The following is a 24,873-nucleotide window of genomic DNA, read 5'->3' on the forward strand; positions in this document are numbered from 1 at the left end:
AGCCGAACTGGCCCGTCAGAACCCGGGAAGTACATGGCATGCACCGTTCCGACACACTGAGTTCACCCGCCGTACGCGCGCCGTCCAGTTCCACTGCCGAGCACCCTTCTAACCTTTCTCAGGTGCCAAAGCTTTCCGTGATCGTGCCGTTCTACAACGTGCAGCAATACGCCCCGGACACCCTCAGGAGCCTTCGTGCGAACGCCCGGAGCGACTTCGAGTTCATTCTTGTGGACGACTGTTCGAAGGATGAAACTCCCGCCATTCTCGAACGAGCGGCCGAGCAACTCTCGGAAGTCGCACAAGTGCGTTACCTCCGCCATGAAGTGAACGGAGGTCTGGCCACCGCCCGAAACACCGGTCTGGACGCCGCGACCGGCGAATATCTGACCTTCCTCGACGGCGACGACTGGCTCGCGCCCGGCTACTTCACCGAACTGGTGGGCGCCATCGAGGAGCTGGGCTGCGACTTCGTCCGGACGGACCACGTCCAGGCCCACGCACGCGCCCGCTCGGTGCACCGGGTACCGCACGGCCGCCGGGGCGAGGTCCTCGACCCGCGGGCGGCGATCCTGCCCGCCGACCGGACGACCTCCGTCGACTACGCCTACGCCTGGGCCGGCGCCTACCACCGGCGGCTGCTGGACAAGGGCCTGCTGCACTTCACCGACGGACTGCGCACCGCCGAGGACCGGCCGTGGATCTGGAAGCTGCACCGCGAGGCCGAGTCGTTCGCCGTCGTGAGCCTGCTCGGCGTCTTCTACCGCCGGGGCGTCGCCGGTTCTCTCACCCAGATCGGTGACATCCGTCAACTCGACTTCATCCGCGCCTTCGATCAGGTCATCGAGGAAACTGCGGCTGACCGGGAGGCCGACCAGCTGCTGCCCAAGGCGGTACGCACCTACTGTGCGATCATCGCGCATCACCTCTCGGACGAGTCCAAGTGGGAACCGGCCGTGGCCAAGCAACTGCGCGCGCTGAGCGCGGCGGCCATAAGGCGGATGCCGCAGGACGCGCTCGGGGACGTGCTCGAAACCATGGACCTGCGCCGGGCCAGCAAGCTGCGCCGGCTGCGGCGCCGGGCCACCACTGCGAAGGCGGCCGCGTGATGTCCCGTAACACCACCCAGATCTTCTGCGTCTCCACGCTCTACGGCGCCGCCACCCTGGCCGCCGCGCTGGACTCGGAGTGCTTCGCCGAGGCGGACCGCCGGCTGCTGCTCGTGTTCAACAACTCCGCGACCCCGGAGACCACTGTGGCGGTGGACGAGATGCCGGGGTTCGAGTCGCTGCGGGACCACTTCGACGGGGTGATCTCGTTCAACGAGGCCATCCGGCCGTTCCACCCCGGGGCCTGGGCGCCGCGCACCGACGACATCCCGCTGTTCGAGCGGTACTTGCGGCTGCTGTGGGGCCTGGGCGACGACGACGTGGAGATCGTCCTGGAGTCCATCCAGGTCAACCCGGCGCTGGCGCTCGCCCAGATCTTCACCGGCGCCCCGCTGCACGTCTACGCCGACGGCCTGATGAGCTACGGCCCCACCCGCAACAAGCTCGACCCGCTGGTCGGCACCCGCGTCCGGCGCCTGCTCCACCTGGACCTGGTGCCGGGCCTCACCCCCCTGCTGCTCACCGAGTTCGACGTGCCCGCCGAGGTCGTGCCGGGCACGGCCTTCCTGAAGGTGATGGGCGAACTCGCGGGCGCCGTCGAGGAGCTGCCGGTCTTCCCGGACAACTCCGCACTGCTGCTGGGGCAGTACCTCTCCGCGCTGAACATCCTCACCCCGGAGGCGGAGGAGGAGCTGCACGTCCGGATGATGCGCGGGGCGGTGCAGCGCGGGCACCGGGCGATCGTGTTCAAGCCGCACCCCACGGCACCGGCCCGCTACAGCCGCGCCCTGGAGACCGAGGCCGAGCGGCTGGGCGTCGAACTCACCGTGCTGGACTCGCCGGTGCTCGCCGAGGTGCTGTTCGAGAAGTCCCGCCCCGGCCTGGTCGTCGGCTGCTTCTCGACCGCGCTGTTCACCGCGTCCGCCCTCTACGACCTGCCGGTCGCCCGGATCGGCACCGAGCCGCTGCTGGACCGGCTGACGCCGTACCAGAACAGCAACCGCATCCCCGCGGTGCTGGCGGACGCGGTGCTGCCGGATCTGGAGAACCGCGAGGGCGAGGAGACCGTCCCGGCACGGACGCTGGGCGCGCTGGTCGCCGCCATAGGGTTCACCATGCAGCCGCAGATCTACCCGACCCTGCGGCCCGCCGCCGAGCGGTACCTCGCGGAGCACTTCGCGCTGCGCACCCAGCGCTACTTCAAGCGCAAGCGGCTCACCTCGCTGGGTCTGCCCGGCGGTATTCCGGAGCGGCTGTCGTTCCTGCCGCGCAACTCCACGGCCCGCCGGGTGGTACGCCGGGCCAAGGCCCTGAAGAAGGCGGTGCGCCGCTGAGCCAATACCCGGTGAACTACCGGGAAAGGCCGAGGAAACGGTGGCACAGCGTCGGGTGAAACCGATGAATCCATGGTGTGGGCGGCGTTCGAATCTCTAGGATCACGGAACGCCGCCCCCTCCCACCCCGTGAGGCCCTCATGACGCACCTCGGCCGGCTGTACCCCATGCTCGACGGCGTGAAGCTGCCTGACGACCTGCCCTATTCCCAGGTGAGCTCCTGGGAGCTGCGTTTCCTGTACCTGCTGGGGCGCCATCGCCTCACCGGCGAGGACCGGCTCGTGGAGCTGGGCTCGGGCGGCGGCGGCTCCACCTACGCGCTCGCGCTCGGGCTGCGCGACAGCCCCGTGTTCGACGAGAGGACGGGACGGCTGCACGCGTACGACTTCTTCCACGTCGGCAAGGGCACCTTCGCCACCGAGAAGTTCTTCACGGCCGGTACGAAGCCCGCGGACGGCGACAGCTCGTTCCTCGACGACTTCACCGAGCGGCTGGCGCCCTTCCTGCCGTTCCTGGAGATCCACGCCGGTGACATCTGGCAGACCTCGGATCCGGACGACACCAGCCCGATCGAGTTCCTGCACATCGACATCGCCAAGACGGCCCGGGTCTTCCGCTGTGTCTCCGAGCGCTTCCTGACCCGGCTGCGCCCCGGCTCCGTCGTGCTGCACCAGGACTTCGCCGGGCCCCGGCTGCCGTGGCTGCACCACAGCACGGGCGCGCTGCTGCCGTACATCGAGATCGCCGGGCCGCCGATCCGCTCCACGCTCGCCTTCGAGGTGACCCGGCCGATCCCCGAGGACGTGCTCCGGAGGATCTCCGAGGACGCCTGGACCCTCGACGAGAAGCTGAAGCTGATCTCGGCCGTGCAGGAGCGCATCGACCGCGACCACACCGGCGGCATCCCCTTCAAGTCGGTGCTGGAGCTGGCGAAGGCGTACGTGGCGCACTACGAGGGGCGGCACCGGCAGGCCTGGTCCATCGCGCGGAAGCTGACCGGCGACGAGTACCTCGCCCGGACTCGCGCCGACCACTTCGCGCAGCTGAGGACGGCGTACGAGAAGGACGGCGGCGGCAAGGGCGGCTCGCTGCTGACCCGGGTGGCCCGGAAGGTCGCCGGACGCTGAGAAAGGAGGGTGGGCCCCCGCGCGGGCTCACCCTCCTTCCGTCGTGCGTCAGCCGCCCAGGATGGCCTTCAGGTCCGCGGCGTTCGCCTCGGTGACCTTCCACAGCTCCTGCTGACGGCCGTGCACATCGGCGACGGTCGCCCGGTGGTCGCGGAGCAGGTCCGTGGAGCGCTCCACCAGACGGGCGGCCAGGTGGCGGTCGTGGACGGAGACGCCCCACTCGGGTCGCTCGATGTCGCGCAGGAAGTACGCCATCTTCGGGTGTGAGATCAGGCTGATGATCGGCGTTCCGCAGCCGAACGGGATCATGCCCGCGTGGCCGCGCATGCCGATGACCAGCTTGGTGCGCGCGTACAGATCGCGGATCTCGTCGTTCCCGAAGTCGTACATCGGGATCACGGGCAGCGAGATGCCGTGCTCGCGCCGCAGATCGAAGGCGATCTTCTCGTCGTCGAGCGAGTGCGCCACGCACTTGACCTCGGCCAGCTCGCCCAGGTCCCGGACCGCCCGGGCCATCTGGGCCAGGAAGTAGCCGTAGTCGTGGCCGAAGCGCAGGCCGGCGCGGTCGTAGGCGGCGTTGAGGAGGATGGTGTCCTCGCGGCTCGCCGGGTCCTGCCAGCCCGGCACCAGCTGGCGGGTGACCGTGGTGGGACAGGGCTGGAAGCGGACCTTGCCGTGCAGGTGCTCCGGGAGCATGGCCCGCACCTTCTCGATCGAGCCGTGGTTGCGCAGCCCGAAGAAGGCGGACTTCTCCACCAGCAGGCGCAGCGACTCACGGAACCGGCCGGCGCGGTAGGACTGGCCGTCGAAGGCGTTGAAGCCGACGGCGTAGACCGCGATCGGCACGTCGATCCGGCGCATCAGCTCGTCCGGGACGTTCCACTGCCAGGCGCTGTTGCCGTTGGGCATGGTGTCCGGGATGAACAGGCCGCCACCGCCGATGACCAGGCCGCGCCGGGCGTTGACGCGCTCCAGGGCCGCCTCGTCGAAGAGCCGGTGGGCGTGCACGGAGTGCCAGCGCCGGGTGGTGGTGTCCGGGCCGAAGGCGCTGCGCACGCTCTCCGGGAGCAGCTTGTCGCCCGCGTTGCCCTGGCGGTCCATGTAGAAGGCGACGTGCGCCAGCTGGTCCTCGGGGGCGCCCAGTTCCTGGGCCGGGACGGAGGCCGCGCGCTGCGCCCACAGCCGGCTGGAGCGGTGGGTGATGTCCACGGACATCCCGGCCGTGGCGTACTTCAGCGCCGAGGCGTTGTCGCCGTGCACCCAGGACATCTGGGCGAGCCGGGCGTAGGCGGTGGCGGCCCGGTTGGGGGCGGCCGTCGCCAGCAGCAGCTGGGCCTTGGCCTCGGCGTAGCGCGAGACGCTCATCAGGGCGTGGCCGAGCACCTCGTGCGGCCACGCCTCGTCGAGCGGGATGCGGACGCTCCGCAGGATGTCGACGGCGTCCTGGTAGTCGCCGGACGCGATGTGCGCGGCGGCCACCTTGCGGGCGGCCTCGACGTCACCGGTGCGGGCGACGTGCGGGGTGCCGTAGTGCACGACCAGGTCGTGGTGCAGGCCGCCCGAGCGGGAGAGGTACGCGGCCTGGAACTCGGCGTCGGACAGCTCGTACTCGCGCCACTTCTCCTCGGCCTGGCTGTACCCGGACTCACCGCCCTGCCACGGCTTGTGGCGGCCGGTGAAGTGCAGGATCGCGGTGTCCTCGGGGACCGGGAGGTCGCCGGACAGGCGCCGCTTGACGAAGTTGTAGCGCGGGTCCAGGCGGATGAAGTCGCCGCTGAGGACGGCGTTGAGGATGCCCTGGTCGTGCTTGTCGAGTTCGTAGTCGCCGCTGCGGCCGGTGGCGTCCAGCCTGGCGCAGAACTCGTCGCTCAGGTACTCGCGCTGGATGACCAGCAGTCCGGAGTTGAGCTTGTGCTGCCCATAGAAGAACTGCGGGACGGCCGCCAGGCCCTCGCGCAGCTTGAGCAGTTCGCCGAGGTCACCGAGGACGACCATGTCGGTGTCGAGGGTGATGACGGTGTCGTACTCGCGCAGCCGCAAGACGTCGAGGATGAAGTACGCCTTGCGGACCAGGTAGTTGTCCTGGTCGCCCTTCTGGTAGGCGTCGTAGTGCGTGTCGTTGACGCGGCGCAGCACGATGCGCGGGTGCAGGGCGCGGATCCTGGCGATCGAGGCGGGGCGCAGGTCGTCGTAGAGGACGACGAAGTCCTCGCAGACGGCCGGGTTGGACAGGGCGAGGCTGCGCAGCAGGACGAGGAAGCCCGGGAGGTAGTTCTCGTCGACGTAGGACGCGAAGGCGATGCGCCGCTTGCCGGTGAGGGCGGCCGCGTCGGTGACGGGGGCCGCGGGCAGGGTGGTCGTGGTCATCGCAGGGATATCCTCATGTCGGTCACGCTCCGGGCCCGGTCCATGACCCATGCCTTCTCGCTGGTGTATTCGTGCACGGAGGTGATGGCGAGCTTCATCGCTTCCGGCACGCGGTACGGGCCGCTCTCGTAGAAGTCGAAGCCGATCAGGTCGAGCGTGGGGCTGACGTCCAGGAAGTCCAGCAGGAACAGCATGTTGAAGCCGGTGGTCGGGATGCCCGACCAGACGTCGGTGGAGAGCTTGCCGATGTTGCGCACGGGCCAGCGCAGCGACTCGTCGCCCAGATACGTCTGGGCGCCGGGCACCAGGCGGTTGCGCAGCGACCACTTCCAGTCGCCGGAGATCCCGCCGAAGACGAGCCGGGTGTCGACCTGCTTGTCCCAGTTGAAGCCGTGCTTGTGGATCGTGGCGTGGATGTCGGTACGGCTGCCGGTGTGCTTCGGGTCGAGCCGGAAGGAGTTGAAGCGCACCACGAGGTCGTACGCGTCGATCTCGGCACCCATCGAACTGGCGGCCACCCGGCCGGAGTTGGCGATCAGGCAGACCGACTTGCCGGCGATCCGGTTGCGGAACTCACCGAGGCTGATCCACTGCACGCCGCCGATGGTGGGGTCGGCGACGGGCCCGCGCATCCGGGTGCGGCGCTGCTCGGCGTAGAGCGCGAGGACCTCGGTGAGGGCGGTGACATCGGTGTCGACGGCGATCCGCAGGTCCAGGTACTGGCTGAGCAGTTCCTGGCGGTCCTCGACCGGGGCGTCCGCCATGGCCAGGAGCGCTCCCACCAGCCGGGGTTCGGCCGCGGCCCAGTCGCCGACGGCGTGCGCGGCCAGGCCCTCGGCCCATACGGCGGTGGCGTCGCCGCGGGTGAACTCCTCGGCGCGCGGGCACTGGCGGCGCAGCAGGGCGAGCAGGTCCCGCTCCCGCTCGCTCGCGGCGCGCAGGCCCGCGATGCGGGCGCGGACGCCGAAGCCGTCGTCGTCGGTGAGCCCGAGGTACTTCTCGTACGCCTCCAGCGCCTCGGCGTCGTCGCCGAGCGCCTCCATCAGGCGGGCACGCAGCCGCCATCCGGCGCGGGAGTTCTTGCGCTGCGCGAGCACGGTGTCGCTGATCACCAGAGCGAGGTTCAGCTCGTCGTCGTAGCCGCACTTGAGCGCCTGGTTGGCGACGGCGAGCAGCGCGTCGAGCACTTCGTTGGCGATACCCGTGGCGGGGGTCGCGGCGCCCTTCACGGCACGCTTGAGCAGCGCGGTCGCGCCGGTCGCCGGGGCGGCCGCGGGGGCGGCGGGGGTGGTTCCCCATACGACGAGCAGCTTTCTGAGCTGCTCGGCGAGTTCGATACGGCGGCGGTCGATGCTGCCGACGAGTTTGCCGCTGTGCACCGCGCAGGCACGCAAACAGTCGTCCAGCTCCCCTCCGCGCGCACGTGCCCGTCTGTTCTGGACCCTCGTCATGGCACTCCTGGTATTCGCCAAGCCAATGCTGTGTCTGCCGCGGTTCGCCGGCGGGTGGGGGGATCTTGAAACCGTGTGATTATCCGTGGGGGGATGCTGAGAAAAATTAGGAAGGCAAAACGACGTTCAGGTGAACTCATAGGTACTACAGGACTAATCGTTGGCCCGGCGCCCGAGACAAGCCTGTGATTCGGACTAACGTGCCTAGCTCCACCCTGGAGAACGAGAACGCCTGGCAAGGGGATTTCTGTGACCAGCACGACCGTCCGAACGGTGATCGAGCCGCCCCGGAGGGCGGAACGGACCGGGCGCAGGGAGACCCGGCTGCGGGCGCTGGACGGACTCAGGCTGGTCGCCGCGCTGATGGTGGCCGCGTACCACTACGGCGGCCGGGGCGGCGAGGTCACCGAGGCCTGGGGCAGCTCGCCGACGGTCCAGTTCCCCACGCTGCACGAGTACTTCGCCTACGGCTGTCTCGGCGTCCAGGTCTTCTTCGTCATCTCCGGGTTCGTGATCTGCATGAGCGGCTGGGGACGGCCGCTGAAGTCCTTCTTCGCCTCCCGCGCCTCCCGCCTGCTGCCCGCCTACTGGGCGGCGGTTCTGCTGGTCACGGCGGTCTTCGCGCTGCCCGTGGTTGCCTACCAGGCGGTCTCGCCGAGCGACGCGCTGGTCAATCTGACGATGCTCCAGCAGCCGCTGGGCGTGGACCGGGTGCTCGGGGTGTGCTGGACGCTGTGGGCGGAGGTCCGCTTCTACGCCCTGTTCGCGCTGTGCGTCGTGCTGCCCGGCGCGACCCGGCAGCGCGTGATCATGTTCTGCGCCGGCTGGACCCTCGCGGCGGTCATCGCCGAGGCGGCGAACGAACCGCTGCTGGACCTGGTCCTGATGCCCGAGTACGCGCCCTTCTTCATCGGCGGTGTCGGCCTCTACCTGGTCCACCGCGACCGCCGGGACGCCTACGCCTGGGGCATCGTCGGGGTCAGCTGGCTGATCGGGCAGCACTACGCGGTGCAGAACCTGTGGCGCGCCCCCAGCCCGGACGCGTTCGCGCACCGCACCTCGCTCGGGATCGTCCTGGTGGTGACCCTCGGTTTCGTGGCGGTCGCGGCCATCGCGCTCGGCTGGCTGCAGTGGGCGAACTGGCGCTGGCTGACCGTGGCCGGGGCGCTGACGTACCCCTTCTACCTGGTCCACGAGCACCTGGGCTGGGTGGTCATCGAGACCCTCCACCAGGACCTGTACCTGTCCTCCTGGGCGACGTTCACCCTGACGATCGGCTCGATGCTGCTGCTGGCCTGGCTGCTGAACCGCTACGTCGAGAAGCCGCTGACCCCACGCCTCCGGACGGCCCTCACCAAGATGCGCTGAGGTCCGGGCGCGGCAAGACTGCTGGGCAGCCGTTGTTCACCGGGCGTTCAACCCGGTGACGGATTGCCCGGACCCCAGTGAGCAGGCGCGTCACATGGCCAACGCACAGCAGACACCCGTACTCCCCGGTGAGCTCGGCGATGTGCCGGGCTGGTTCCCGCCCCTGGACCAGACGCTGTTCACCTGGTTCCTGGAGCGGCAGGAGACCCTCGGCCGGCGGGGTGACCTGCTGGAACTGGGGGCCTACCTGGGCAAGAGCGCGATCCTGCTGGGCCGGCATCTGCGTCCCGGTGAGACGTTCACGGTCTGCGACCTCTTCGAGAGCGACGCGCCGGACGGGGCGAACCAGGCGGAGGCGTCGAAGTCGTACGCGTCCCTGACCCGGCAGGCCTTCGAGCGGAACTATCTCTCCTTCCACGACAGCCTGCCCCGGGTCGTCCAGGGACCCACCTCGGTGATCACCGGCGAGGTGGGGGCCGGGACCTGCCGCTTCGTCCACATCGACGCCTCGCATCTGTACGAGCACGTGCACGACGACATCGGCGCGGCGCGGGAACTGCTCGTGCCGGACGGGATCGTGGTCCTGGACGACTTCCGCTCCGAGCACACGCCAGGGGTCTCGGTCGCGGCCTGGGAGGCGGTGCTGAACCGGGGGCTGCGGCCGGTGTGTCTGAGCACGCAGAAGCTGTACGGCACGTGGGGGGAGCCCGCGGCCGTGCAGGAGGAGCTGCTCGCGGCGTTCCGGGGGCGCGAGGACTGCGGGGTGAGTGTGCAGCACGCGGCGGGGCACCGGCTGGTGCGGGTCCGCTCGCACGGGATGCGTCCGCCGGAGTTCCCGCGGTCCCGGCACTACGCGGGGCCGGCGTCGGCGCGGATGTCACGGAGGTCCCGGTCCCGGCGGCTGGCCGCCGAGCTGTTGCCGCCGATCGTCACCCGGGCGGTGCGGCGGGCGCGTGAGCCGCGGCCCGGCGGGGTCCGGGCGCGCGGTTTCCCGCGCCCCTGAGGTCAGGAACCGGCCAGGGACAGCTTCACCGCGAACCCGAGGAACAGCGCCCCGGCCGCCGAAGTGGCCCCCGCCGACAGCCGCTTGCGCCGCCGGAAGGCCGCCGCCAGCCTGGTGCCGCCGAATATCAGCGCGCTGAGGTACAGGAAGCTCGCGAGCTGCGCGAAGACGCCCAGCACCACGAACGACAGCGCGGGATAGGCGTACGCCGGATCGACGAACTGCACGAAGAAGGCGACGAAGAACAGGATCGCCTTGGGGTTGAGCAGGCTCACCACGAGGGCCCGCCGGAACGGCCGCTCACCCGGGACGGAGGCGGACGCGTCCTTCTCGGCGGCCAGGCGCTGCTCCCGCCGGTCCCGCCACATCCCCCAGGCCGCCCGCAGCATCCCGAGCGCCAGCCAGGTCAGATACCCGGCACCGGCGTACTTCACGATGCCGAACAGCACGGCGTTGGTCTGGAGCAGGGAGGCGACTCCGGCCGCGGAGAGCGTCATCAGCACCGCGTCCCCGCACCAGACCCCTGCCGCGGCCGTGTACCCCGGGCGGACGCCCTGGCGGGCGGCCACGGACAGCACGTACAGCGAGTTGGGGCCGGGCAGCAGCACGATCAGGATCAGGCCCGCGAGATAGGTGGGGAGGTCGATGACGCCGAACATGGAAAGGAGTGTCGCACGGGGGTACGACACTCCGATGCCGAATTTTCGGCGGGGCAGGCGGGGAGGCGAGCAAGCAGGCGGCCGGGCGGGACGGCCCGGGTCAGAAGGCGTCGCTCGGGACGTACGTCCCCCAGACCTCCCGCAGCGCGTTGCACACCTCGCCGACCGTGGCCCGGGCCCGCAGCGCGTCCTTCATCGGGTACAGGACGTTGTCCTCGCCCTCGGCCGCCTTCTTCAGGGCCGCCAGGGCCGCGTCCACCGTCTCCTGGTCGCGCTCGGCCCGGAGTGCGGCGAGCCGCGCCGCCTGCTGGGCCTCGATCGCCGGGTCCACCCGGAGGGGCTCGTACGGCTCCTCCTCGTCGAGCTGGAAGCGGTTGACGCCCACGACCACCCGCTCGCCGGAGTCCGTCTCCTGGGCGATGCGGTAGGCGCTGCGCTCGATCTCGCTCTTCTGGAAGCCGTGCTCGATGGCGGTGACCGCGCCGCCGAGGTCCTCGACCTTCCGCATCAGCTCCAGCGCCGCCTCCTCGACCTCGTCGGTCATCTTCTCGATGACGTAGGAGCCCGCGAAGGGGTCGACCGTCGCCGTCACGTCCGTCTCGTAGGCCAGCACCTGCTGGGTGCGCAGGGCCAGGCGGGCGGACTTGTCCGTCGGCAGGGCGATGGCCTCGTCGAAGGAGTTGGTGTGCAGCGACTGGGTGCCGCCCAGTACCGCCGCCAGGCCCTGGACGGCGACCCGGACCAGGTTGACCTCCGGCTGCTGGGCCGTCAGCTGGACGCCGGCCGTCTGCGTGTGGAAGCGCAGCATCAGGGACTTGGGGTTCTTCGCGCCGAACTCGTCCCGCATCACCCGGGCCCAGATGCGGCGGGCGGCACGGAACTTGGCGACCTCTTCGAGGATCGTCGTACGGGCCACGAAGAAGAAGGACAGCCGGGGCGCGAAGTCGTCGACGTCCATGCCCGCCGCGACGGCCGTACGGACGTACTCGATGCCGTCGGCGAGGGTGAACGCGATCTCCTGCGCGGGGGACGCGCCGGCCTCCGCCATGTGGTAGCCGGAGATCGAGATGGTGTTCCACTTCGGGATCTCGGCCTTGCAGTACTTGAAGATGTCCGCGATCAGCCGCAGGGAGGGCTTGGGCGGGAAGATGTACGTCCCGCGCGCGATGTACTCCTTCAGCACGTCGTTCTGGATCGTGCCGGTCAGCTGGTCCGCGCTGACGCCCTGCTCCTCGGCGACGAGTTGGTACAGCAGGAGCAGCAGCGCGGCGGGCGCGTTGATCGTCATCGACGTGGAGACCTTGTCCAGCGGGATGCCGCCGAACAGCACCCGCATGTCGTCGATCGAGTCGATCGCCACGCCGACCTTGCCGACCTCGCCGGAGGCGATCGGCGCGTCGGAGTCGTGGCCCATCTGGGTGGGCAGGTCGAAGGCGACCGACAGGCCCATGGTGCCGTTGGCGATCAGCTGCTTGTAGCGGGCGTTGGACTCGGTCGCGGTGCCGAAACCGGCGTACTGGCGCATCGTCCAGGGACGGCCGGTGTACATCGACGGGTAGACACCCCGGGTGAAGGGGTACGACCCCGGTTCGCCCAGCTTCTCGGCCGCGTCCCAGCCCGCCAGGGCATCCGGTCCGTAGACCGGTTCGATGGGCAGTCCGGACTCCGACTCGCGCGCCATGGTGTGTTGCCTCCCGCCGAGCAGTTCGCTCGCTGCTTACTCACTGGTACAGACCGACCCTTCGACGGACTGTAGCGGCGTGGTGCGCGCCCGGAGGAGAGCAGCACGCTGGGACCTTGCTCACAGCCGCCATGCGGCCCCGGTCACAACCATGCCCCGCCGTTCGCAACCAGTCATCCGCGGGGAGCATCTCAGAGGACATCGGCGGCATTGGGGGCCGGATGAGGAGCATGAGGAGAACGGCCGGCGCGCTGGCCTCGGCGGCGGCGCTCGCGGTCGTGTGCGGCGGCTGCACGGTCCGGGCGGCGGACGGGGAGGGGCAGTCCCCGGTCTTGGTCGAACTGCCCAGCCGTACGCCCTCGCAGCCGCCGCAGGACGCCAAGCCGAGCGCGCCCGCCCCGTCCGCGGCCCCGGAGGTCCTGTGGTCGCGCGGGGACAGCGGCCGGGGCGTCCGGGAGCTCCAGGCCCGGCTGCGGCAGGTCGCCTGGCTGTTCGACGGCCCGACGGGGACCTACGACGACCTCACCGAGCGGGCGGTCAAGGGGTTCCAGGGCAAGCGCGGGCTGCCGCAGACCGGGAGGACGGACGCCGTCACCTGGCAGCGGCTGCTGAGGATGACCCGCGAGCCGGGGAAGTGGGACCTGTACCTGATGGGCGGGCAGCCAGCCGCCCCGCCCGATCCGCGCTGTCTGACCGGCCGGGTGCTGTGCATCGACAAGACGAGCCGCACCCTGCGCTGGATGGTCGACGGCCGCACCCTGTCCACGGTGGCCGTGCGCTTCGGCGCGCAGTACACGCCGACCCGGGAGGGCGTGTTCCAGGTCTACTGGAAGTCCCGGCACCACCACTCCACGCTCTACGACTCGCCGATGCCGTACGCGATGTTCTTCAGCGGGGGCCAGGCCGTGCACTTCTCGTCCGACTTCGCGGCCCGGGGCTACGCCGGCGCCTCGCACGGCTGTGTCAACGTGCGGGACGAGGGGGCCATCGCGGGACTGTTCGCGCAGGTGAGGAACGGCGACAAGGTCGTCGTCTCCTGGTAGTGGGGCGCGGGCGGGACCGGGGGAACGTGTCCCGCCCGCGCCAGGTGCACGAGCCGAAGGTACGGGGGGAACCCCGGCTCCGTGCGACGGCCGATGACCAGTCGGCTCACTGAATACTGCGCCGGGATCGGCGAAAACGTCACACCCCGCGCGAAAAAAGTTCCGCGGTTTACAGAACCGCAGCTCAGCGGGCGTGTCGTAGCACCCGCGCGGGGATCACGGCGCGGTGGACGGCGGGCTCGGTGAGACGTCCAGAGCGTCCGGTGCCACCGGGGAATCGGAGCGGTCCGGCACGGGGGTCCCGGGCGGCGACGAGGGCGTCCCGGTGGTGGTGCCGTCGGTGCGCCGGTGGTCCTCGGGGCGGCTGTGACCGTTGCCTTTCCCCTTGTCGCGGCCGCCCTCGCCGCGGCCCCGGTCGCCCTTCTCGCCCTTCTCGCCCTGGTCGCCCTGGTCGTCGTCCTCGTCCTGGCCGCTGCCCCGGCCGGCGTTCTCCTCCCGGCCGTGGGACTTGCCCTCCCCCGACCCGGACTCCGACCCCGACCCGGACTCGGACCCCGACCCGGACCCGGCCTCGCCGAGCAGTCCCTTGCAGTAGGTCCACACGCGCGCGGAGCCGCCCGCAGCGGCCTCCAGAGCCCGCCTGCTGTCGTCGGCGAGCCGCTTGCCGGCGCTGACGTCACGGCAGGCCGCGACGGCGGCGCTCTTGTGCTTGCCGCCGCTCCACCGGTCCTTGGGGTCACCGTTCGCGGCGCCGGGGTCGGTGCCGTCGCCCCCGGTCTCCCGCGAGGTCTCCGGGTCCGGCGCGGCCCCGCCGGACGTCCCGTCGGGCACGGACTCGCCCTCTACGGCGTCCTCCGGGGACGGCGACTCCTGCGGGCGCTCGGGCGGCACGGCGGCCGAGACCGACGCGGCGGGCTCCGGTGCGCCGCCCTCGAACGGCGTGGGCAGGACTCCGGTTCCGGCCGCGACCGCGACGCCGCCGACCATGCCGACGGCCAGCGCGGCGGCCAGACCGAGGCGCACCGGGCGCGCCCAGCGGGGACTGCGGGCCCCGCTGGGGGGCGTGCCGATGCGGACGAGGCCGGCGTCGCCGGAGTGCGGCCGGGAGCCGTGGCCGGGGGTCGCGGGGGCGGCGGCGGACTCGGAGCGGGCGGCGCGGAAGGCGGCCAGCGCGGCGGCCTCGCCGGGGAGTTCGGCGGAGGTCGCAGGGGGTTGGGCGGTCAGGGCCTCAAGCGCCTTGGCGAGGCGTTCCGCCCGGTCGCGGTCGGCCGCGTCCACAGCTTCCAGTGGCTCCCCGCTCAGCAGACGTTCCGCCGTCCTCCGGTCCAGCCACCTGTACTGCTCGTCGGCCATCACACATCCTTCTGCGTCCGCGCACGCGTATGCGTCACAGTCGCGGACGTCACGGCGCGGCCGCGCGGTTCTCGCTGGGGCGGCAGGGCGGCGAGGACCCCGGCCGATTCCGGATCGTTCTCCGAAGGGTCGCCGAGCAGTTCGGCGAGGCGTTTGAGACCCCGGTGCGCCGCCGTGCGGACCGCGCCCGGGCGCTTGCCCAGCGTCTCCGCGGCGGTCTTCGCGTCCAGGCCCACCACCACGCGCAGCACCACGGCCTCGGCCTGGTCCTGCGGCAGCCGGGCGATCAGGGAGAGGGTGCCGTCGGTGGCCAGGGCCTCGATGGCCTCGCCCGCGGTGTCGCACTCGGCGGCCCGGCCGGTCAGTTCGGTCTCGTCGCCGCCGATCGCGGGGCGGCGGCCGCGCATGCGTATGTGGTCCAGCGCGCGGTTGCGGGCTATCCGGGCGGCCCAGCCGCGGAAGCGGTCCGCGTCCCCGCTGAAGCGATCCAGGTCGCGCGCTATCTGGAGCCAGGACTCCGACGCCACGTCCTCGGCGTCCGGGTCGCCGACCAGCGTCCGTACGTAGCCGAGCAGCCGCGGGTGCACCGAGCGGTACACAGTCCGGAACGCGGTCTCGTCCCCGTCCTGTGCCGCAAGCACCGCGGCCGTCAGCTCCGCGTCGTCCCCCAGCACTCGGTACCTCGGTAGATGGTCGGTGGATGGCCCCGGCTCGGCGGCCCGCCGCCGGTTTCAGTGATCGTTCAACTTCCCCGTGCGACGCGAAAGGCACGTTACGACCTGAAACCGCTGCTCGTCCATGTCCGGACAAGGGGCGGCGGGCCGGGGACACATCGGGGTGTGACAGAAACCGCACTCATGGCGCTGTAGGAAATACGGGCCGCCGCGCGGCCCGTGCCGCGCGACGGCCGGGGCCTCTCCTGTGGGGGGTGGCGGCCCCGGCCGTTGCTTTGGCGGGGGCCCCAGGTGGCCGAATCAGCGGGCCGGTGAGAACGACTCCCGGCCGACCGGTGTCAGTTCTTCTTGCCCGGCTTGTTGTCGCTCTTGCCGGAGCCGTTGTCGGAACCCGAGCCGGAGCCGGTGCCGTTGCCCGTGCCGGAGCCGGAGCCGGAGCCCGTCCCGGTGCCGTTGTCCGTACCGGTGCCGTTGTTGCCCGTACCCGTGCCGTTGGTCTTCCCGGCGCCCGGCTTGCTCTGCGCCGTCGCCTCCGCGAGTCGCTGCGCGCAGTACGCGGCCACCTTCTCCGCGCCGCCCGCCGCCTCGGTCAGCCGCTGCCAGGCCGGGGCGTCCAGCGCTTTGCCGTTGCCCCGGACCCGCTCGTAGGCCCGGCACTTGGCCTCGGTGTCCGCGGCGGCGGACGGACGGTCCCGGGGCGCGGTGGCGGTGCCGGAGGCCGTGGCTCGGGGCTCGGGGTCCGGGTCGGCGGGAGCGGCGGACGGCGGGGGCGTGCCGGGGCCGTCGGAGGCGTCCGAGGAGGAACCGGCCGTACCGATCGCCGCGAAGGCGGCCCCGCCGAGGGCGAGGCTCGCGACGAACAGCGAGAGCGTGGCCCGCAGCGAGCGCACGGAACGGCCGCGCGTCCGGGGCCGCCAGTCGTCCCGGCGCCGGGTGCGGGTCCGGTGCGCGCCCGCCTCCCGGGCGGCCCGGAACGCGGCGACGGCACGCCGCTCGCCCTCGGCGTCGACAGCGGCGGAGCGCATCGCGGCGGCGAGCAGGGCCTCCAGGTCGGGCCGGCCGGCGTCCGCGGGCGGGCCGGACGGGGTGCCGTGCGGGTGCGCGGGCCGACGGTCGGCGGTGCCGCCGTCGCTCAGCTGTTCACCCATGTCCGTTTCCGTTCCTGTCCGACCTGACCGATCCGGGGCCCATGGTCCCGCCGGATCCTGTGTGGCCCGTGGGGCCCCTGCGGGCCGCGCGCCCCGAGGGGTACACGGCGTCCGCGACCTGTGGAGGCGCGGTGCTCCCCCCGTGCTACGCCCGCGCTCCCCGCTCCGTTCATTTCGACTCCCCCAGCGTCCGGGGGCCGTCATCCGTCACACCCTCGGTGCCCAGCTGGCTCGCCAGGCGCTTCAGACCCCGGTACGCGGCGGTGCGCACCGCGCCGGGACGCTTGCCGAGCACCCGGGCGGCCGCCGGGCCGTCCAGGCCCACCACCACCCGCAGCAGCACGGCCTCGGCCTGGTCGCGCGGCAGCCCCCGGACCAGCTCCAGGGCGTACTCGGTGGAGATGGACTCCAGTGCCTGCTCGTGCGTGCTGTGCGGGCCCGGCAGATCGAGTACGTCCTGATCGGTCGCCGTCGACCGGGGCCGTACCCGCTGCCGGCGCAAGTGGTCCAGCGCCCGGTGCCGGGCGATGGTCGCGCTCCAGCCGCGGAAGCCCGCCCCGTCGCCCTTGAACCGGCCGAGGTCGCGGGCGATCTCCAGCCAGGCGTCGGAGGCCACGTCCTCGGCGTCGTCGCCGACGATGCCGCGCAGATAGCCGAGGAGTCCGGGCTGCACGATGCGGTAGGCGACCGCGAAGGCCGCCTCGTCACCCTCCTGCGCCCGCGCGACGGCCGCGCCCAGCTCCCCGTCGTGCGCGTGCCCGCGACGGGGTTCCGCTCCCTGGCCCAACTACTGTCCTCGTCCCGCCGAGTTCATGGCCGGACCGCACCCCCCGGCACGGCTCCGTCCTCTGCCCACGCCCCTCATGGTCAACAGCGCCGGGCCGCACGGAAGTGTCACAGCGGCCGCCGTAATCTCGTGCGGCTCATGCGGCGGCCCGCCGGACCCGGCCGGGCAGGGTGAGGTAGAAGGTGTGCAGGGACTCCTCGGGGCCGCCCGCGTCGAAGCGGTTGTGGACCTTGCCGAGCGGGTTCCAGACGCGGCCGTCCGGCATCCGTACGCCGACCGGCTGGCCGAAGTAGGCGCGCTGGTGGGCGTCGAAGTCGACCCAGACGGCGCCCGCCCGGCGCACCAGCACCTCACCGACGTACGCACCGAGTCCGAAGAGCGTCTCGCGGGCGCGTTCCTGGTCGGCGCCGCCCTTGCGCAGGCCGTCGATCAGGAAGTCCACGACGCGCAGGCTGGCCACCGAGTAGTCGAGCGGCAGCCGGTTCCGGGCGGTGACACCGGCGACGAAAGCCGCCGTGAGCCCGCGCATCGCGTTCGCGTGCCCTCTTCGCTCGTCCCCCTGGTCCATCGGCCGACCCCTCCCGTCGATCCACGGGGGAACGTCTGCGAATCCCCCACAGCATCCAGCGGATTCCGGCACATCGGCATCACACGTCACGGCTGTGCTCATGCACACACAGAAAAGTCATGAGGTCGTACAACCCTTTGCCCGGGTGATGTTTGAACCGGACTCAACGCTGACAGGAGAGCGCGCCTGTTACAGGTGTGGCGATCGTGTCCAATCTCTAGGGGTGGGGTAGTTGAGTCCTCGTAGGACCCATGCGTACAAGCCGATCGGTCTCCGGCGGCGGGCCTGGCTGACCGTCGGGGCGGTGGTGCTGAGCGGAGCGGGTGTCGTCACGTATGCGATGGCGGACCAGCCCGTGTCGTCCGACGACAAGGCGGGCGAGCGCGAGCCCGCCGTGCACACGCTGAAGCTCGAGAACGAGGGCTCGGGCCGCAAGGGCCTGGACAAGCGGGAGACCGAGCAGTTCAGCGCGGTGGTGGTGACCTGGGACGACCCCGAGGCCGAAGCCAAGGGCACGCCCGAGGTGCGCACCCGGGACATCGAGACCGGCGCCTGGTCGCCGTGGCGCGAGCTGGTCCCGGAGCCGAGCCAGGCGGACGGCGCCGAGGCCGAACGGGCCGCGCTGCGGGGCGGTACGGAGTCGGTGTGGACCGGCGCGTCCGACGGCGTCGAGGTGCGGGTGGTCGACTCCGCCGGCACCGAGGTCGGCGGGCAGCCGGCCGGCATGGACGTCAAGCTGCTGGACCCGGGCACGGACCCGGAGGGCGGGGTGGAGCCCGCGGCCTTCGCGATGGAGGAGTCGGCCACGCCCGCGGTGACACCGTCGGACAGCGCCTCGGCCTCGGCGTCGGTCACCCCCAGCGCCTCGACCTCCCCGTCGGCGACGCCCGGTTCGTCGACTTCCGCGTCGGCGACGCCCGGTTCATCGACTTCCCCGACCCCGACGCCCACGGTCCCGGCGCCCCGTCCCTCCACGGTGGTGAAGCCCCCGATCATCACGCAGGCCGAGTGGGGCGCGTCGACGGACTACAACGGCACGCCGAGCTATGGCACCGACATCAAGGCCGCCGTCGTTCACCACACCGGCGTCGACAGCGACAACACGCTGTCCTGCGCCGAGTCCCGGGCCCGGATGCGCACCATCCAGCAGGCGCACTTCGGGCAGGACTACTTCGACATCGGCTACAACTTCGTCGTCGACAAGTGCGGTCAGATCTTCGAGGGCCGCAGCGGCGGCATGGACCTGCCGGTGACCGGCGCGCACGACGCCGGGTTCAACACCGACACGCTCGGCATCTCCTACATCGGCAACTTCGAGTCGGCCAAGCCGACCAAGGCCGCCCTCGACGCCATCGCCCGGGTCGTGGCCTGGAAGTTCGGGATGTACGGCATCGACCCGGCCGGCAAGGTCACGCTGACCTCGCGGGCCCCGCTCAACTACAGCGGCAACAGGGTCGCCGAGGGCACGCAGATCACGCTGCCGCGCGTCTTCGGGCACAAGGACACCAACGCCACGGCCTGCCCCGGCCTCAACCTGTACCCCAAGCTCGGGCAGATCGCCTCGCTGGCCAGGACGCCGGGCATCTCGCACGCCCTGGCCACCACCGACTACAACCGCGACGGCGTCAGCGACCTGGTCGCCGGCACCCCGAAGGCCAACCGCGTCACCGTGGTCCCGGGCGGCACCGACGGCCCCGTCACCGCGTCCCGGACCGGCTTCACCCAGAACAGCGCCGGGGTCCCCGGCACCTCGGAGTCCGGTGACTCCTTCGGTGCCGCGACCGCCTGGGGCGACGTCAACGGCGACGGCCACGCCGACCTCGCGATCGGCGCGCCGGGTGAGGACGACACCAGCGGCAACGCCGACCGCGGCCAGGTCACGGTGATGTACGGCCCTGCCCTCACCACCGGTTTCTCGTACACCACGACCGGCGTCACCGCGGCCGGCGCCAAGCTCGGTTCGGCCGTCACCGTCGGCGACTTCAACGGCGACGGCCAGGCCGACGTCTTCTCCGCCGGCACCGGCAAGGGCGGCAACTACCACGTCCGGCTGACCGGCGCCGGCACCACGTACGGCACGCTCACCTCCGCCACCGGCGCCGTCGCCCACCTCGACGCCACGACCGGCGACTTCAACCGGGACGGTTACGCGGACGTCGCCCTCAACTACCGCGACACCGGCGGCATCGGCCGGATCGTCCGCTTCGCGGGCTCGGCGACCGGTCTGACCAAGGCCGGGGTCCTCTCGGTCAAGGGCGGCCGCTCCATAGCCGCCGGTGACTTCAACGGCAACGGCTACGACGACATCGTCATCGGCCAGCCGGTCGCCTCGGAGTCGGGTGCCGTCTCGGGCGGCCAGATCACCATGCTGTTCGGCACCTCGACCGGCTTCACCACCACCGGCATGAAGGTCATCCACCAGGACACCTCGGGCGTCCCGGGCGGCAACGAGTCCGGCGACTCCTTCGGCATCTCGGTCTCGGCGGGCGACCTCGACGCCGACGGCTACGCCGACGCCCTGGCCGGCGCCCGCGGCGAGGACCTCACCCGCAGCGGCGTCAGCCACGCCAACGCGGGCTCCGTGGTCCTCGTCAAGGGCAGCTCGACGGGCCTGACCGGCTCGGGCTCGGCGGCGATCTCGCAGGACACCACGGGCGTCCCCGGCGCCGCGGAGGCGGGCGACCTGTTCGGTACGTCGGTGACGCTGACCGACCTGTCCGGCTACGGCCGCGCCGACCTCACCGTGGGCGCGAACGGCGAGGACGGCACGGACGGCGTCCTGCTGCACATCCCGAGCAACAGCACGGGCATCGGCTACGGCGACTCGCTGATCTACAGCAAGACCACCCTGGGCACGCCGACCGACGGCGGGCTCGGGCAGGTGCTGGCGCCGTAACGGCGGCACAGCGAAGCGGCCGGGCCCACACCACTGCGTGGGCCCCGGCCGCTTTCGTCGTTCCGTCAGCCCGGTTCCGCAGGCGGGTGCGCAGCCGCAGGGCGAGGACGCTCAGGCCGGCGGCCATGTCACACGCGTTCCGCGGTACAACCTCCGCGCACCGCGTCCCGGCACAGCAGGCGCAGCGACCCGTCCCCGGTGAAACACCGGCGGGCCTCCTCCAGGGGGTCCCACAGCTTGCCGTCGGGCGTACGTATCCAGTGGTCGCCGCCGGACGACCACCACTCGGCGCCGCACTGACGGACGATCACCTCACCGGCGTACGCGCCGAATCCGCGCAGCACGCACTCCACGGCCGCCGGCGGGGTGCCCTCCCGGCGCAGATCGTCGATCACCCGGTCCAGCCGCCACAGGCTCTGCGCCGAGTAGTCGAGACGCAGCCGCGCCCCTTCACGCATCGTCGAAACCACGTCCGCCGCCCACCGCACCGGCTTCGCCGCAGCGGAGGGCCTGGTCTGCTGCTCTGTCGTCGTCACACCGACAAGAGCGCGGCGGCGCGGGGTTTCGTCACCCCGCAGCTGTGCGGGAGCGATGGTCGCGAGCCCCTCAGACACGGCCCCGCGCCCGCCGTGACACCACCGCGCGCAGCACCCGCCGCCCCTCGGTGGACACCTCCAGCGCCGGCCGCAGCCCGCCCGCGCCGTGCCCGGCGAGCAGCTCCAGGACGGTGATCTGGCGCCGCAGTTCGGCGGCGACGAGCGGCGACATGCCCTGCGTGCGGCCTTGGCGGCGGGCGTCGACCGAGGACGCCTCGTCGGTGACCAGGTCGAGCATCCGGTGGATCTGCAGCGAGGCGACCGAGCAGGCGTCCGCCCACACCCGCACCTCGGCGGCCGCGTGGCGGGCCGGGACCGCCTCCAGCATCCGGCGGGCCAGCCGTACGGCCTCGTCCGCGGCCTGGGTCGGCGCGTCCGCCCCGCCGCCGAGCGTGTCGCGCACCTGGGCGAGGCGGTCGGTCCAGTCGTCGCCGGAGGGGTCCGCGAGGCTCGTCCACAGGGGCCGCAGCAGGTCGTCGTCACCGCCCAGCAGGGGGACACACCGATCCAAACAAGCCAACCCGCTTGCGGCCAGTCCGCGTTCGTCGGCCTGAGCGATCAACTCCACCAGGCTCATCCACGCCTCCCTCTTGCGGGCCTTTGTGGGGCTCCACCGGGGCACCTTCCTCACGGAGCCCGCACTTCCCCTTACTGCGTGCGACGCCCCAGGAGTGTCACAGGGGCACCACTCCGAGCCGGTCGAGCATCCGGAAGAAGAGGTTTTCGGCCAACGGATCGGGGTCGGCGCCGAACACGTCGAGCAGCGGTCCGGCCGCCACGGTGTGCCCGGCCTCGGCCGCCCAGGCGACGGCCCGCTCGGCGGCGCCACGGGGCTCCAGGAAGTAGTCCTCCAGGACGAGCCCCTCGCCCGCGCCGAGCCGCTCGGCCATCGCCGCCCGCCCGAGGCAGGCCGTCCACGCCCCGCTCTCCGGGCCCGCGGCCTCCACCACCGCGCAGTCGCTGTCCATGACGTACCCGAACAGCGCGGGCTCCCCGGTCTGATGGGCGAGCTCGTGCATGTTCCCGACGTCGCCCTCACCGCCCGGGTACTCCCAGACCTGCCAGCCGCCCGGCGCCTCCTGGCGCAGGGTCAGCCCCGGCGCGCCGGCCAGCGCCGCCAGCTCCGCGAGCGGCCGCTCGGCACGCCCCACGACGAAATACCCCCAATAGCCCATCTTCGTTCCCCCAGGCTTTGTTGCTTCGACTCGGGCCGAATACACCACAGCCGTACGCCCGTTCGCAGCCGGATCGGACGATCCGGCTCCTGGGCGGGCATCGGGGCCTCAGCCCAGGCGGTCGCCCAGCGCCTTGAAGTCCGCCCAGGACTGCCGGGGCGTGCCCGGGTTCCAGAGCTTCTCAACGGTCGCCCGCAGCGGCATCCGGATGCCGGCCGCCACCTGGTCCTGGGTCTGGGAGTTCGCGAGGTCGCACCAGACGGCGAAGGACCCGCCGAGGATCTGCTCGTCGTACTGCGCCGCCACCGCCTGGGTGCCGCGCAGCACGCGCGGCGTCCACTGCTCGTAGATCCGCCGCCCGGTCGGGTAGACGAAGGTCTGCGGCTCCCCGAGGACGTAGTACAGGAACTCGTCGTTGTAGTTGATGACCTGCCGCCCCTCCGCCAGGTACTCCGCCGGGGGCCGGGCGCCGATCTCCTTGCCGGTCCAGTAGGCGACCACGATGTCCTCGTCGGCCTTGACGGAGGTGCCGCGGAAGAAGCCGTCGTTCCACGCCCGGGGGTTCTTGTCGTGGACGCGGACCGTGTCGGCGCGGTCGTTGAGCCAGCCGGTGGTCAGGTCCTCGACGGTCGCCCCGGAGCCGTAGGCCTCCCGCGCCGCGGTCGCGAGCTGCGGGTAGGACGCCTCGGGGTCGGCGACGGTCAGCGCCCGGTACTCGTCACCGCCGAGATGCCATGGGCCGCCCGGGAACAGCTCGGCGTACTCGTTCAGCAGGTCGTCGACGATCTCGGCGGACTCGTCCTGGGAGATGTCGATCGCCCCGCGCGTGGCCGCGCCCGAGGCGTTGCGCAGCTGGAGGCCGGGGTGGGCCGCGAGCACCGCCCCCAGATGCCCCGGGGAGTCGATCTCGGGCACGACGGTGATGTGCCGCTCCGCCGCGATCCGGACGATCCGCCGGACCTGGGCCTTGGTCAGATGCGGATCGGAGACGACCTCGGGGTGCGAGGAGGACTCGATCCGGAACGCCTGGTCGTCGGAGAAGTGCAGCCCCAGCTGGTTGAACTTCAGGTCCCCCAGCTCCCGGACCCGGTCCTCGATCCACTCGGCGGTGAAGTTCTTGCGCGCGATGTCCAGCATGAACCCGCGCACCTTCTTCGCCGGTTCGTCCCGTACGACCCCCTCCGGCGCCGTCCCCCCGCCGTGCACCGCCTGCTTCAGCGTCCGGGTGCCGTAGAACACGCCCGCGTCGGCGGGCCCGCTGATGTTCACCCGCCCGCCGCGCACGGTCAGCGCGTACGACTCCGGATCGGCGCCCTCGTCGTCGTTGAGCGACAGCCTTACGTCACCGGCCCGCACGTCGTCCTTCTCGCCCGCGTAGGTCAGCCCCAGCTCCTCGGCGACCAGCCGCCCCTCGTCCGCCAGGTCCGCGTCCCCGACGACCACCCGCCCGCCCCGCTCGGGCCGCCACCCCGGCCCACGTGCGGGCGTGTGCGAGCGGACCGCCGGAATGGTCCGGGGGGTGCGGGACAGCGCGTACGACGGGCTGGGGCTCGGCACCGGCGCCGCCGCGGAGCGGGACGCCCCGGCCGACCGGGACGTGGCCTCGCCGGACGGCTGCCGCACCGCGGCCCCCGTGGGCCCGGCGGAGCCGCCGCCGTCGCCGGAGGCCCACACTCCGAGGCCTACGCCGAACGCGGCGACCAGGGCCCCGACCAGGAGGGCTCGCTGTCCGACCTTCTTCTCCGGCGCCCGGCGCCTGTGCTGGCTCACCCGGCCAACCTACGACCGGCGAGCGCGGTACGCGTCCACCACACGTTCCGAAACTCTCCCGTTCGGCTGAAATTCGGTCCTCGGTCGGACGACTCAGGTGCCCTGTCGATACCGTGGCGACACATCTCTCACAGCATCCCCTGCCGAAACACACGTGACGCCCACACACCTCCCTGGCCAAGTGGCCATACCCCACCAGCAGCGCGGCACCACTCTGGAGCGCTTCAACACGGCATGCGCCGACGAGCTCCGGCACACCCTCCTGACCTGCCTGCGCAGCCTCCGCTGGGCCCACCGCATCACGGCCCACCGGCCCTACCCGACCCCGGAAGCCCTGCTGGCCGCGTCGGACGAAGCGGCGTACGACCTGACCCCGGCGGACCTGACGGAGGCGCTGGCCGGCGAGACGCTGCCGGTGCTGCCGGAGGACGCGTACTCGGCCGCCCACACGGCACTGGATGCCGCGAATGCCGCCTACGAGGCGAAATTCGGCCATGTGTTCGTCATTTGCCTCGACGGGGTGCCGCCGAACGAGTGCCTGGACCACGTCCTGACGGCCATCCGGTCACGATTGACAAACGATCCGGAGGAGGAGCGGGTGGTGGCCTGGGAGGAACTCCGCCGCCTGGCGAGAGGACGCTTGCTGGACTCCCTGAGGGGCGCGGGGAACTGCGCGACCAGCCACAACGCACCCGCACTCGGCACACAACAGGACACACCGCCCACGTAGCCGCCCGCGCTCACCCATATGCGTGCCACTTTGA

The 24,873-nt window shown here is 71.8% G+C and carries 21 protein-coding genes; 8 read left to right on the top strand and 13 right to left on the bottom strand.

Annotation, left to right across the window (positions count from 1 at the left end):
- Positions 1–122: 122 nt before the first annotated feature.
- From ACWD11_RS01940 to ACWD11_RS01950, 3 genes are all read left to right on the top strand, one after another.
- Complete coding sequence (locus tag ACWD11_RS01940; RefSeq protein ID WP_389415280.1) at positions 123–1,109, top strand: glycosyltransferase family 2 protein; 987 nt, start codon at positions 123–125, stop codon at positions 1,107–1,109.
- Positions 1,109–2,443, top strand: coding sequence for an alpha-2,8-polysialyltransferase family protein (locus ACWD11_RS01945; RefSeq protein WP_389415281.1), 1,335 nt, complete (start codon positions 1,109–1,111; stop codon positions 2,441–2,443). Before ACWD11_RS01940 ends, ACWD11_RS01945 begins: the two co-directional genes overlap by 1 nt.
- Before the next feature lie 140 nt (positions 2,444–2,583).
- Entirely contained in the window at positions 2,584–3,570 is a 987-nt protein-coding gene (locus ACWD11_RS01950) for a hypothetical protein (protein ID WP_451280698.1), read from the top strand.
- Positions 3,571–3,618: 48 nt separating this feature from the next.
- On the opposite strand, the gene ACWD11_RS01955 is transcribed toward ACWD11_RS01950, so the two are convergent.
- Together ACWD11_RS01955 and ACWD11_RS01960 are read right to left on the bottom strand one after the other, a co-directional pair.
- Positions 3,619–5,937, bottom strand: coding sequence for a glycosyltransferase (locus ACWD11_RS01955; RefSeq protein WP_451280699.1), 2,319 nt, complete (start codon positions 5,935–5,937; stop codon positions 3,619–3,621).
- Positions 5,934–7,388: a glycosyltransferase family 29 protein gene (locus ACWD11_RS01960; protein WP_451280701.1), complete on the bottom strand. Its 1,455-nt coding sequence runs from the start codon at positions 7,386–7,388 to the stop codon at positions 5,934–5,936. Before ACWD11_RS01960 ends, ACWD11_RS01955 begins: the two co-directional genes overlap by 4 nt.
- Positions 7,389–7,637: 249 nt before the next feature.
- On the opposite strand from ACWD11_RS01960, the gene ACWD11_RS01965 reads away from it, so the two are divergent.
- Positions 7,638–8,756, top strand: coding sequence for an acyltransferase family protein (locus ACWD11_RS01965; protein ID WP_389415285.1), 1,119 nt, complete (start codon positions 7,638–7,640; stop codon positions 8,754–8,756).
- 94 nt (positions 8,757–8,850) lie between these two features.
- The gene (locus tag ACWD11_RS01970) at positions 8,851–9,759 is read left to right on the top strand and encodes a class I SAM-dependent methyltransferase (protein ID WP_451280704.1); all 909 of its coding nucleotides are present in this window, start codon (positions 8,851–8,853) and stop codon (positions 9,757–9,759) included.
- Positions 9,760–9,761: 2 nt separating this feature from the next.
- On the opposite strand, the gene leuE is transcribed toward ACWD11_RS01970, so the two are convergent.
- A complete protein-coding gene (leuE, locus tag ACWD11_RS01975) occupies positions 9,762–10,418 on the bottom strand; it encodes a leucine efflux protein LeuE (RefSeq protein WP_451280706.1) in 657 nt (218 codons plus the stop codon).
- Positions 10,419–10,518: 100 nt separating this feature from the next.
- On the bottom strand, positions 10,519–12,099 hold the full coding sequence (locus ACWD11_RS01980) for an acyl-CoA mutase large subunit family protein (protein WP_451280708.1): 1,581 nt from the start codon (positions 12,097–12,099) through the stop codon (positions 10,519–10,521).
- A gap of 230 nt (positions 12,100–12,329) precedes the next feature.
- Here ACWD11_RS01980 and ACWD11_RS01985 point away from each other — a divergent pair, with 230 nt between their 5' ends.
- Entirely contained in the window at positions 12,330–13,142 is an 813-nt protein-coding gene (locus ACWD11_RS01985; RefSeq protein ID WP_451280710.1) for a L,D-transpeptidase family protein, read from the top strand.
- Positions 13,143–13,358: 216 nt separating this feature from the next.
- On the opposite strand, the gene ACWD11_RS01990 is transcribed toward ACWD11_RS01985, so the two are convergent.
- The 5 genes from ACWD11_RS01990 to ACWD11_RS02010 form a co-directional block, all read right to left on the bottom strand.
- Positions 13,359–14,495 (bottom strand): hypothetical protein, encoded by a 1,137-nt coding sequence (locus ACWD11_RS01990; RefSeq protein WP_451280712.1) that lies wholly within the window; start codon positions 14,493–14,495, stop codon positions 13,359–13,361.
- Complete coding sequence (locus ACWD11_RS01995; protein ID WP_389415291.1) at positions 14,495–15,169, bottom strand: RNA polymerase sigma factor; 675 nt, start codon at positions 15,167–15,169, stop codon at positions 14,495–14,497. The genes ACWD11_RS01990 and ACWD11_RS01995 overlap by 1 nt, the downstream gene beginning before the upstream one ends.
- 338 nt (positions 15,170–15,507) lie before the next feature.
- Complete coding sequence (locus ACWD11_RS02000) at positions 15,508–16,317, bottom strand: hypothetical protein (RefSeq protein WP_451280713.1); 810 nt, start codon at positions 16,315–16,317, stop codon at positions 15,508–15,510.
- 169 nt (positions 16,318–16,486) lie between these two features.
- Entirely contained in the window at positions 16,487–17,104 is a 618-nt protein-coding gene (locus ACWD11_RS02005; protein WP_451280715.1) for an RNA polymerase sigma factor, read from the bottom strand.
- A 136-nt stretch (positions 17,105–17,240) separates the two neighbouring features.
- A complete protein-coding gene (locus ACWD11_RS02010) occupies positions 17,241–17,672 on the bottom strand; it encodes a hypothetical protein (RefSeq protein WP_389415294.1) in 432 nt (143 codons plus the stop codon).
- 232 nt (positions 17,673–17,904) lie between these two features.
- Here ACWD11_RS02010 and ACWD11_RS02015 point away from each other — a divergent pair, with 232 nt between their 5' ends.
- Positions 17,905–20,568: an FG-GAP-like repeat-containing protein gene (locus ACWD11_RS02015; protein WP_451280717.1), complete on the top strand. Its 2,664-nt coding sequence runs from the start codon at positions 17,905–17,907 to the stop codon at positions 20,566–20,568.
- Between the two features lie 128 nt (positions 20,569–20,696).
- On the opposite strand, the gene ACWD11_RS02020 is transcribed toward ACWD11_RS02015, so the two are convergent.
- From ACWD11_RS02020 to ACWD11_RS02035, 4 genes are all read right to left on the bottom strand, one after another.
- Positions 20,697–21,104 carry a hypothetical protein gene (locus tag ACWD11_RS02020; protein WP_389415296.1) on the bottom strand — a complete coding sequence of 136 codons (408 nt, stop codon included), beginning with the start codon at positions 21,102–21,104 and terminating at the stop codon, positions 20,697–20,699.
- Between the two features lie 70 nt (positions 21,105–21,174).
- Positions 21,175–21,741: a hypothetical protein gene (locus tag ACWD11_RS02025; RefSeq protein WP_451280719.1), complete on the bottom strand. Its 567-nt coding sequence runs from the start codon at positions 21,739–21,741 to the stop codon at positions 21,175–21,177.
- 97 nt (positions 21,742–21,838) lie between these two features.
- Positions 21,839–22,339, bottom strand: a complete 501-nt coding sequence (locus tag ACWD11_RS02030) for a hypothetical protein (protein ID WP_389415298.1) — start codon at positions 22,337–22,339, stop codon at positions 21,839–21,841.
- A gap of 108 nt (positions 22,340–22,447) precedes the next feature.
- On the bottom strand, positions 22,448–24,109 hold the full coding sequence (locus tag ACWD11_RS02035) for a beta-N-acetylhexosaminidase (RefSeq protein WP_451280721.1): 1,662 nt from the start codon (positions 24,107–24,109) through the stop codon (positions 22,448–22,450).
- Positions 24,110–24,263: 154 nt separating this feature from the next.
- Between ACWD11_RS02035 and ACWD11_RS02040 the strand changes: the two genes are divergently transcribed.
- Positions 24,264–24,839, top strand: coding sequence for a 2-oxo-4-hydroxy-4-carboxy-5-ureidoimidazoline decarboxylase (locus tag ACWD11_RS02040; RefSeq protein WP_451280723.1), 576 nt, complete (start codon positions 24,264–24,266; stop codon positions 24,837–24,839).
- Positions 24,840–24,873 lie beyond the last annotated feature (34 nt).

It is taken from the genome of Streptomyces sp. NPDC002776 (assembly GCF_053592195.1).

What these genes read in the sequence shown, in the direction of transcription:
- ACWD11_RS01945 (WP_389415281.1), top strand. Translation starts at nt 1,109, where the DNA reads ATGTCCCGTAACACCACCCAGATCTTCTGCGTCTCCACGCTCTACGGC.
- ACWD11_RS01950 (WP_451280698.1), top strand. Translation starts at nt 2,584, where the DNA reads ATGACGCACCTCGGCCGGCTGTACCCCATGCTCGACGGCGTGAAGCTG.
- ACWD11_RS01955 (WP_451280699.1), bottom strand. Translation starts at nt 5,937, where the DNA reads ATGACCACGACCACCCTGCCCGCGGCCCCCGTCACCGACGCGGCCGCC.
- ACWD11_RS01960 (WP_451280701.1), bottom strand. Translation starts at nt 7,388, where the DNA reads ATGACGAGGGTCCAGAACAGACGGGCACGTGCGCGCGGAGGGGAGCTG.
- ACWD11_RS01970 (WP_451280704.1), top strand. Translation starts at nt 8,851, where the DNA reads ATGGCCAACGCACAGCAGACACCCGTACTCCCCGGTGAGCTCGGCGAT.
- leuE (WP_451280706.1), bottom strand. Translation starts at nt 10,418, where the DNA reads ATGTTCGGCGTCATCGACCTCCCCACCTATCTCGCGGGCCTGATCCTG.
- ACWD11_RS01980 (WP_451280708.1), bottom strand. Translation starts at nt 12,099, where the DNA reads ATGGCGCGCGAGTCGGAGTCCGGACTGCCCATCGAACCGGTCTACGGA.
- ACWD11_RS01985 (WP_451280710.1), top strand. Translation starts at nt 12,330, where the DNA reads ATGAGGAGAACGGCCGGCGCGCTGGCCTCGGCGGCGGCGCTCGCGGTC.
- ACWD11_RS01990 (WP_451280712.1), bottom strand. Translation starts at nt 14,495, where the DNA reads ATGGCCGACGAGCAGTACAGGTGGCTGGACCGGAGGACGGCGGAACGT.
- ACWD11_RS02000 (WP_451280713.1), bottom strand. Translation starts at nt 16,317, where the DNA reads ATGGGTGAACAGCTGAGCGACGGCGGCACCGCCGACCGTCGGCCCGCG.
- ACWD11_RS02010 (WP_389415294.1), bottom strand. Translation starts at nt 17,672, where the DNA reads ATGGACCAGGGGGACGAGCGAAGAGGGCACGCGAACGCGATGCGCGGG.
- ACWD11_RS02025 (WP_451280719.1), bottom strand. Translation starts at nt 21,741, where the DNA reads ATGAGCCTGGTGGAGTTGATCGCTCAGGCCGACGAACGCGGACTGGCC.
- ACWD11_RS02030 (WP_389415298.1), bottom strand. Translation starts at nt 22,339, where the DNA reads ATGGGCTATTGGGGGTATTTCGTCGTGGGGCGTGCCGAGCGGCCGCTC.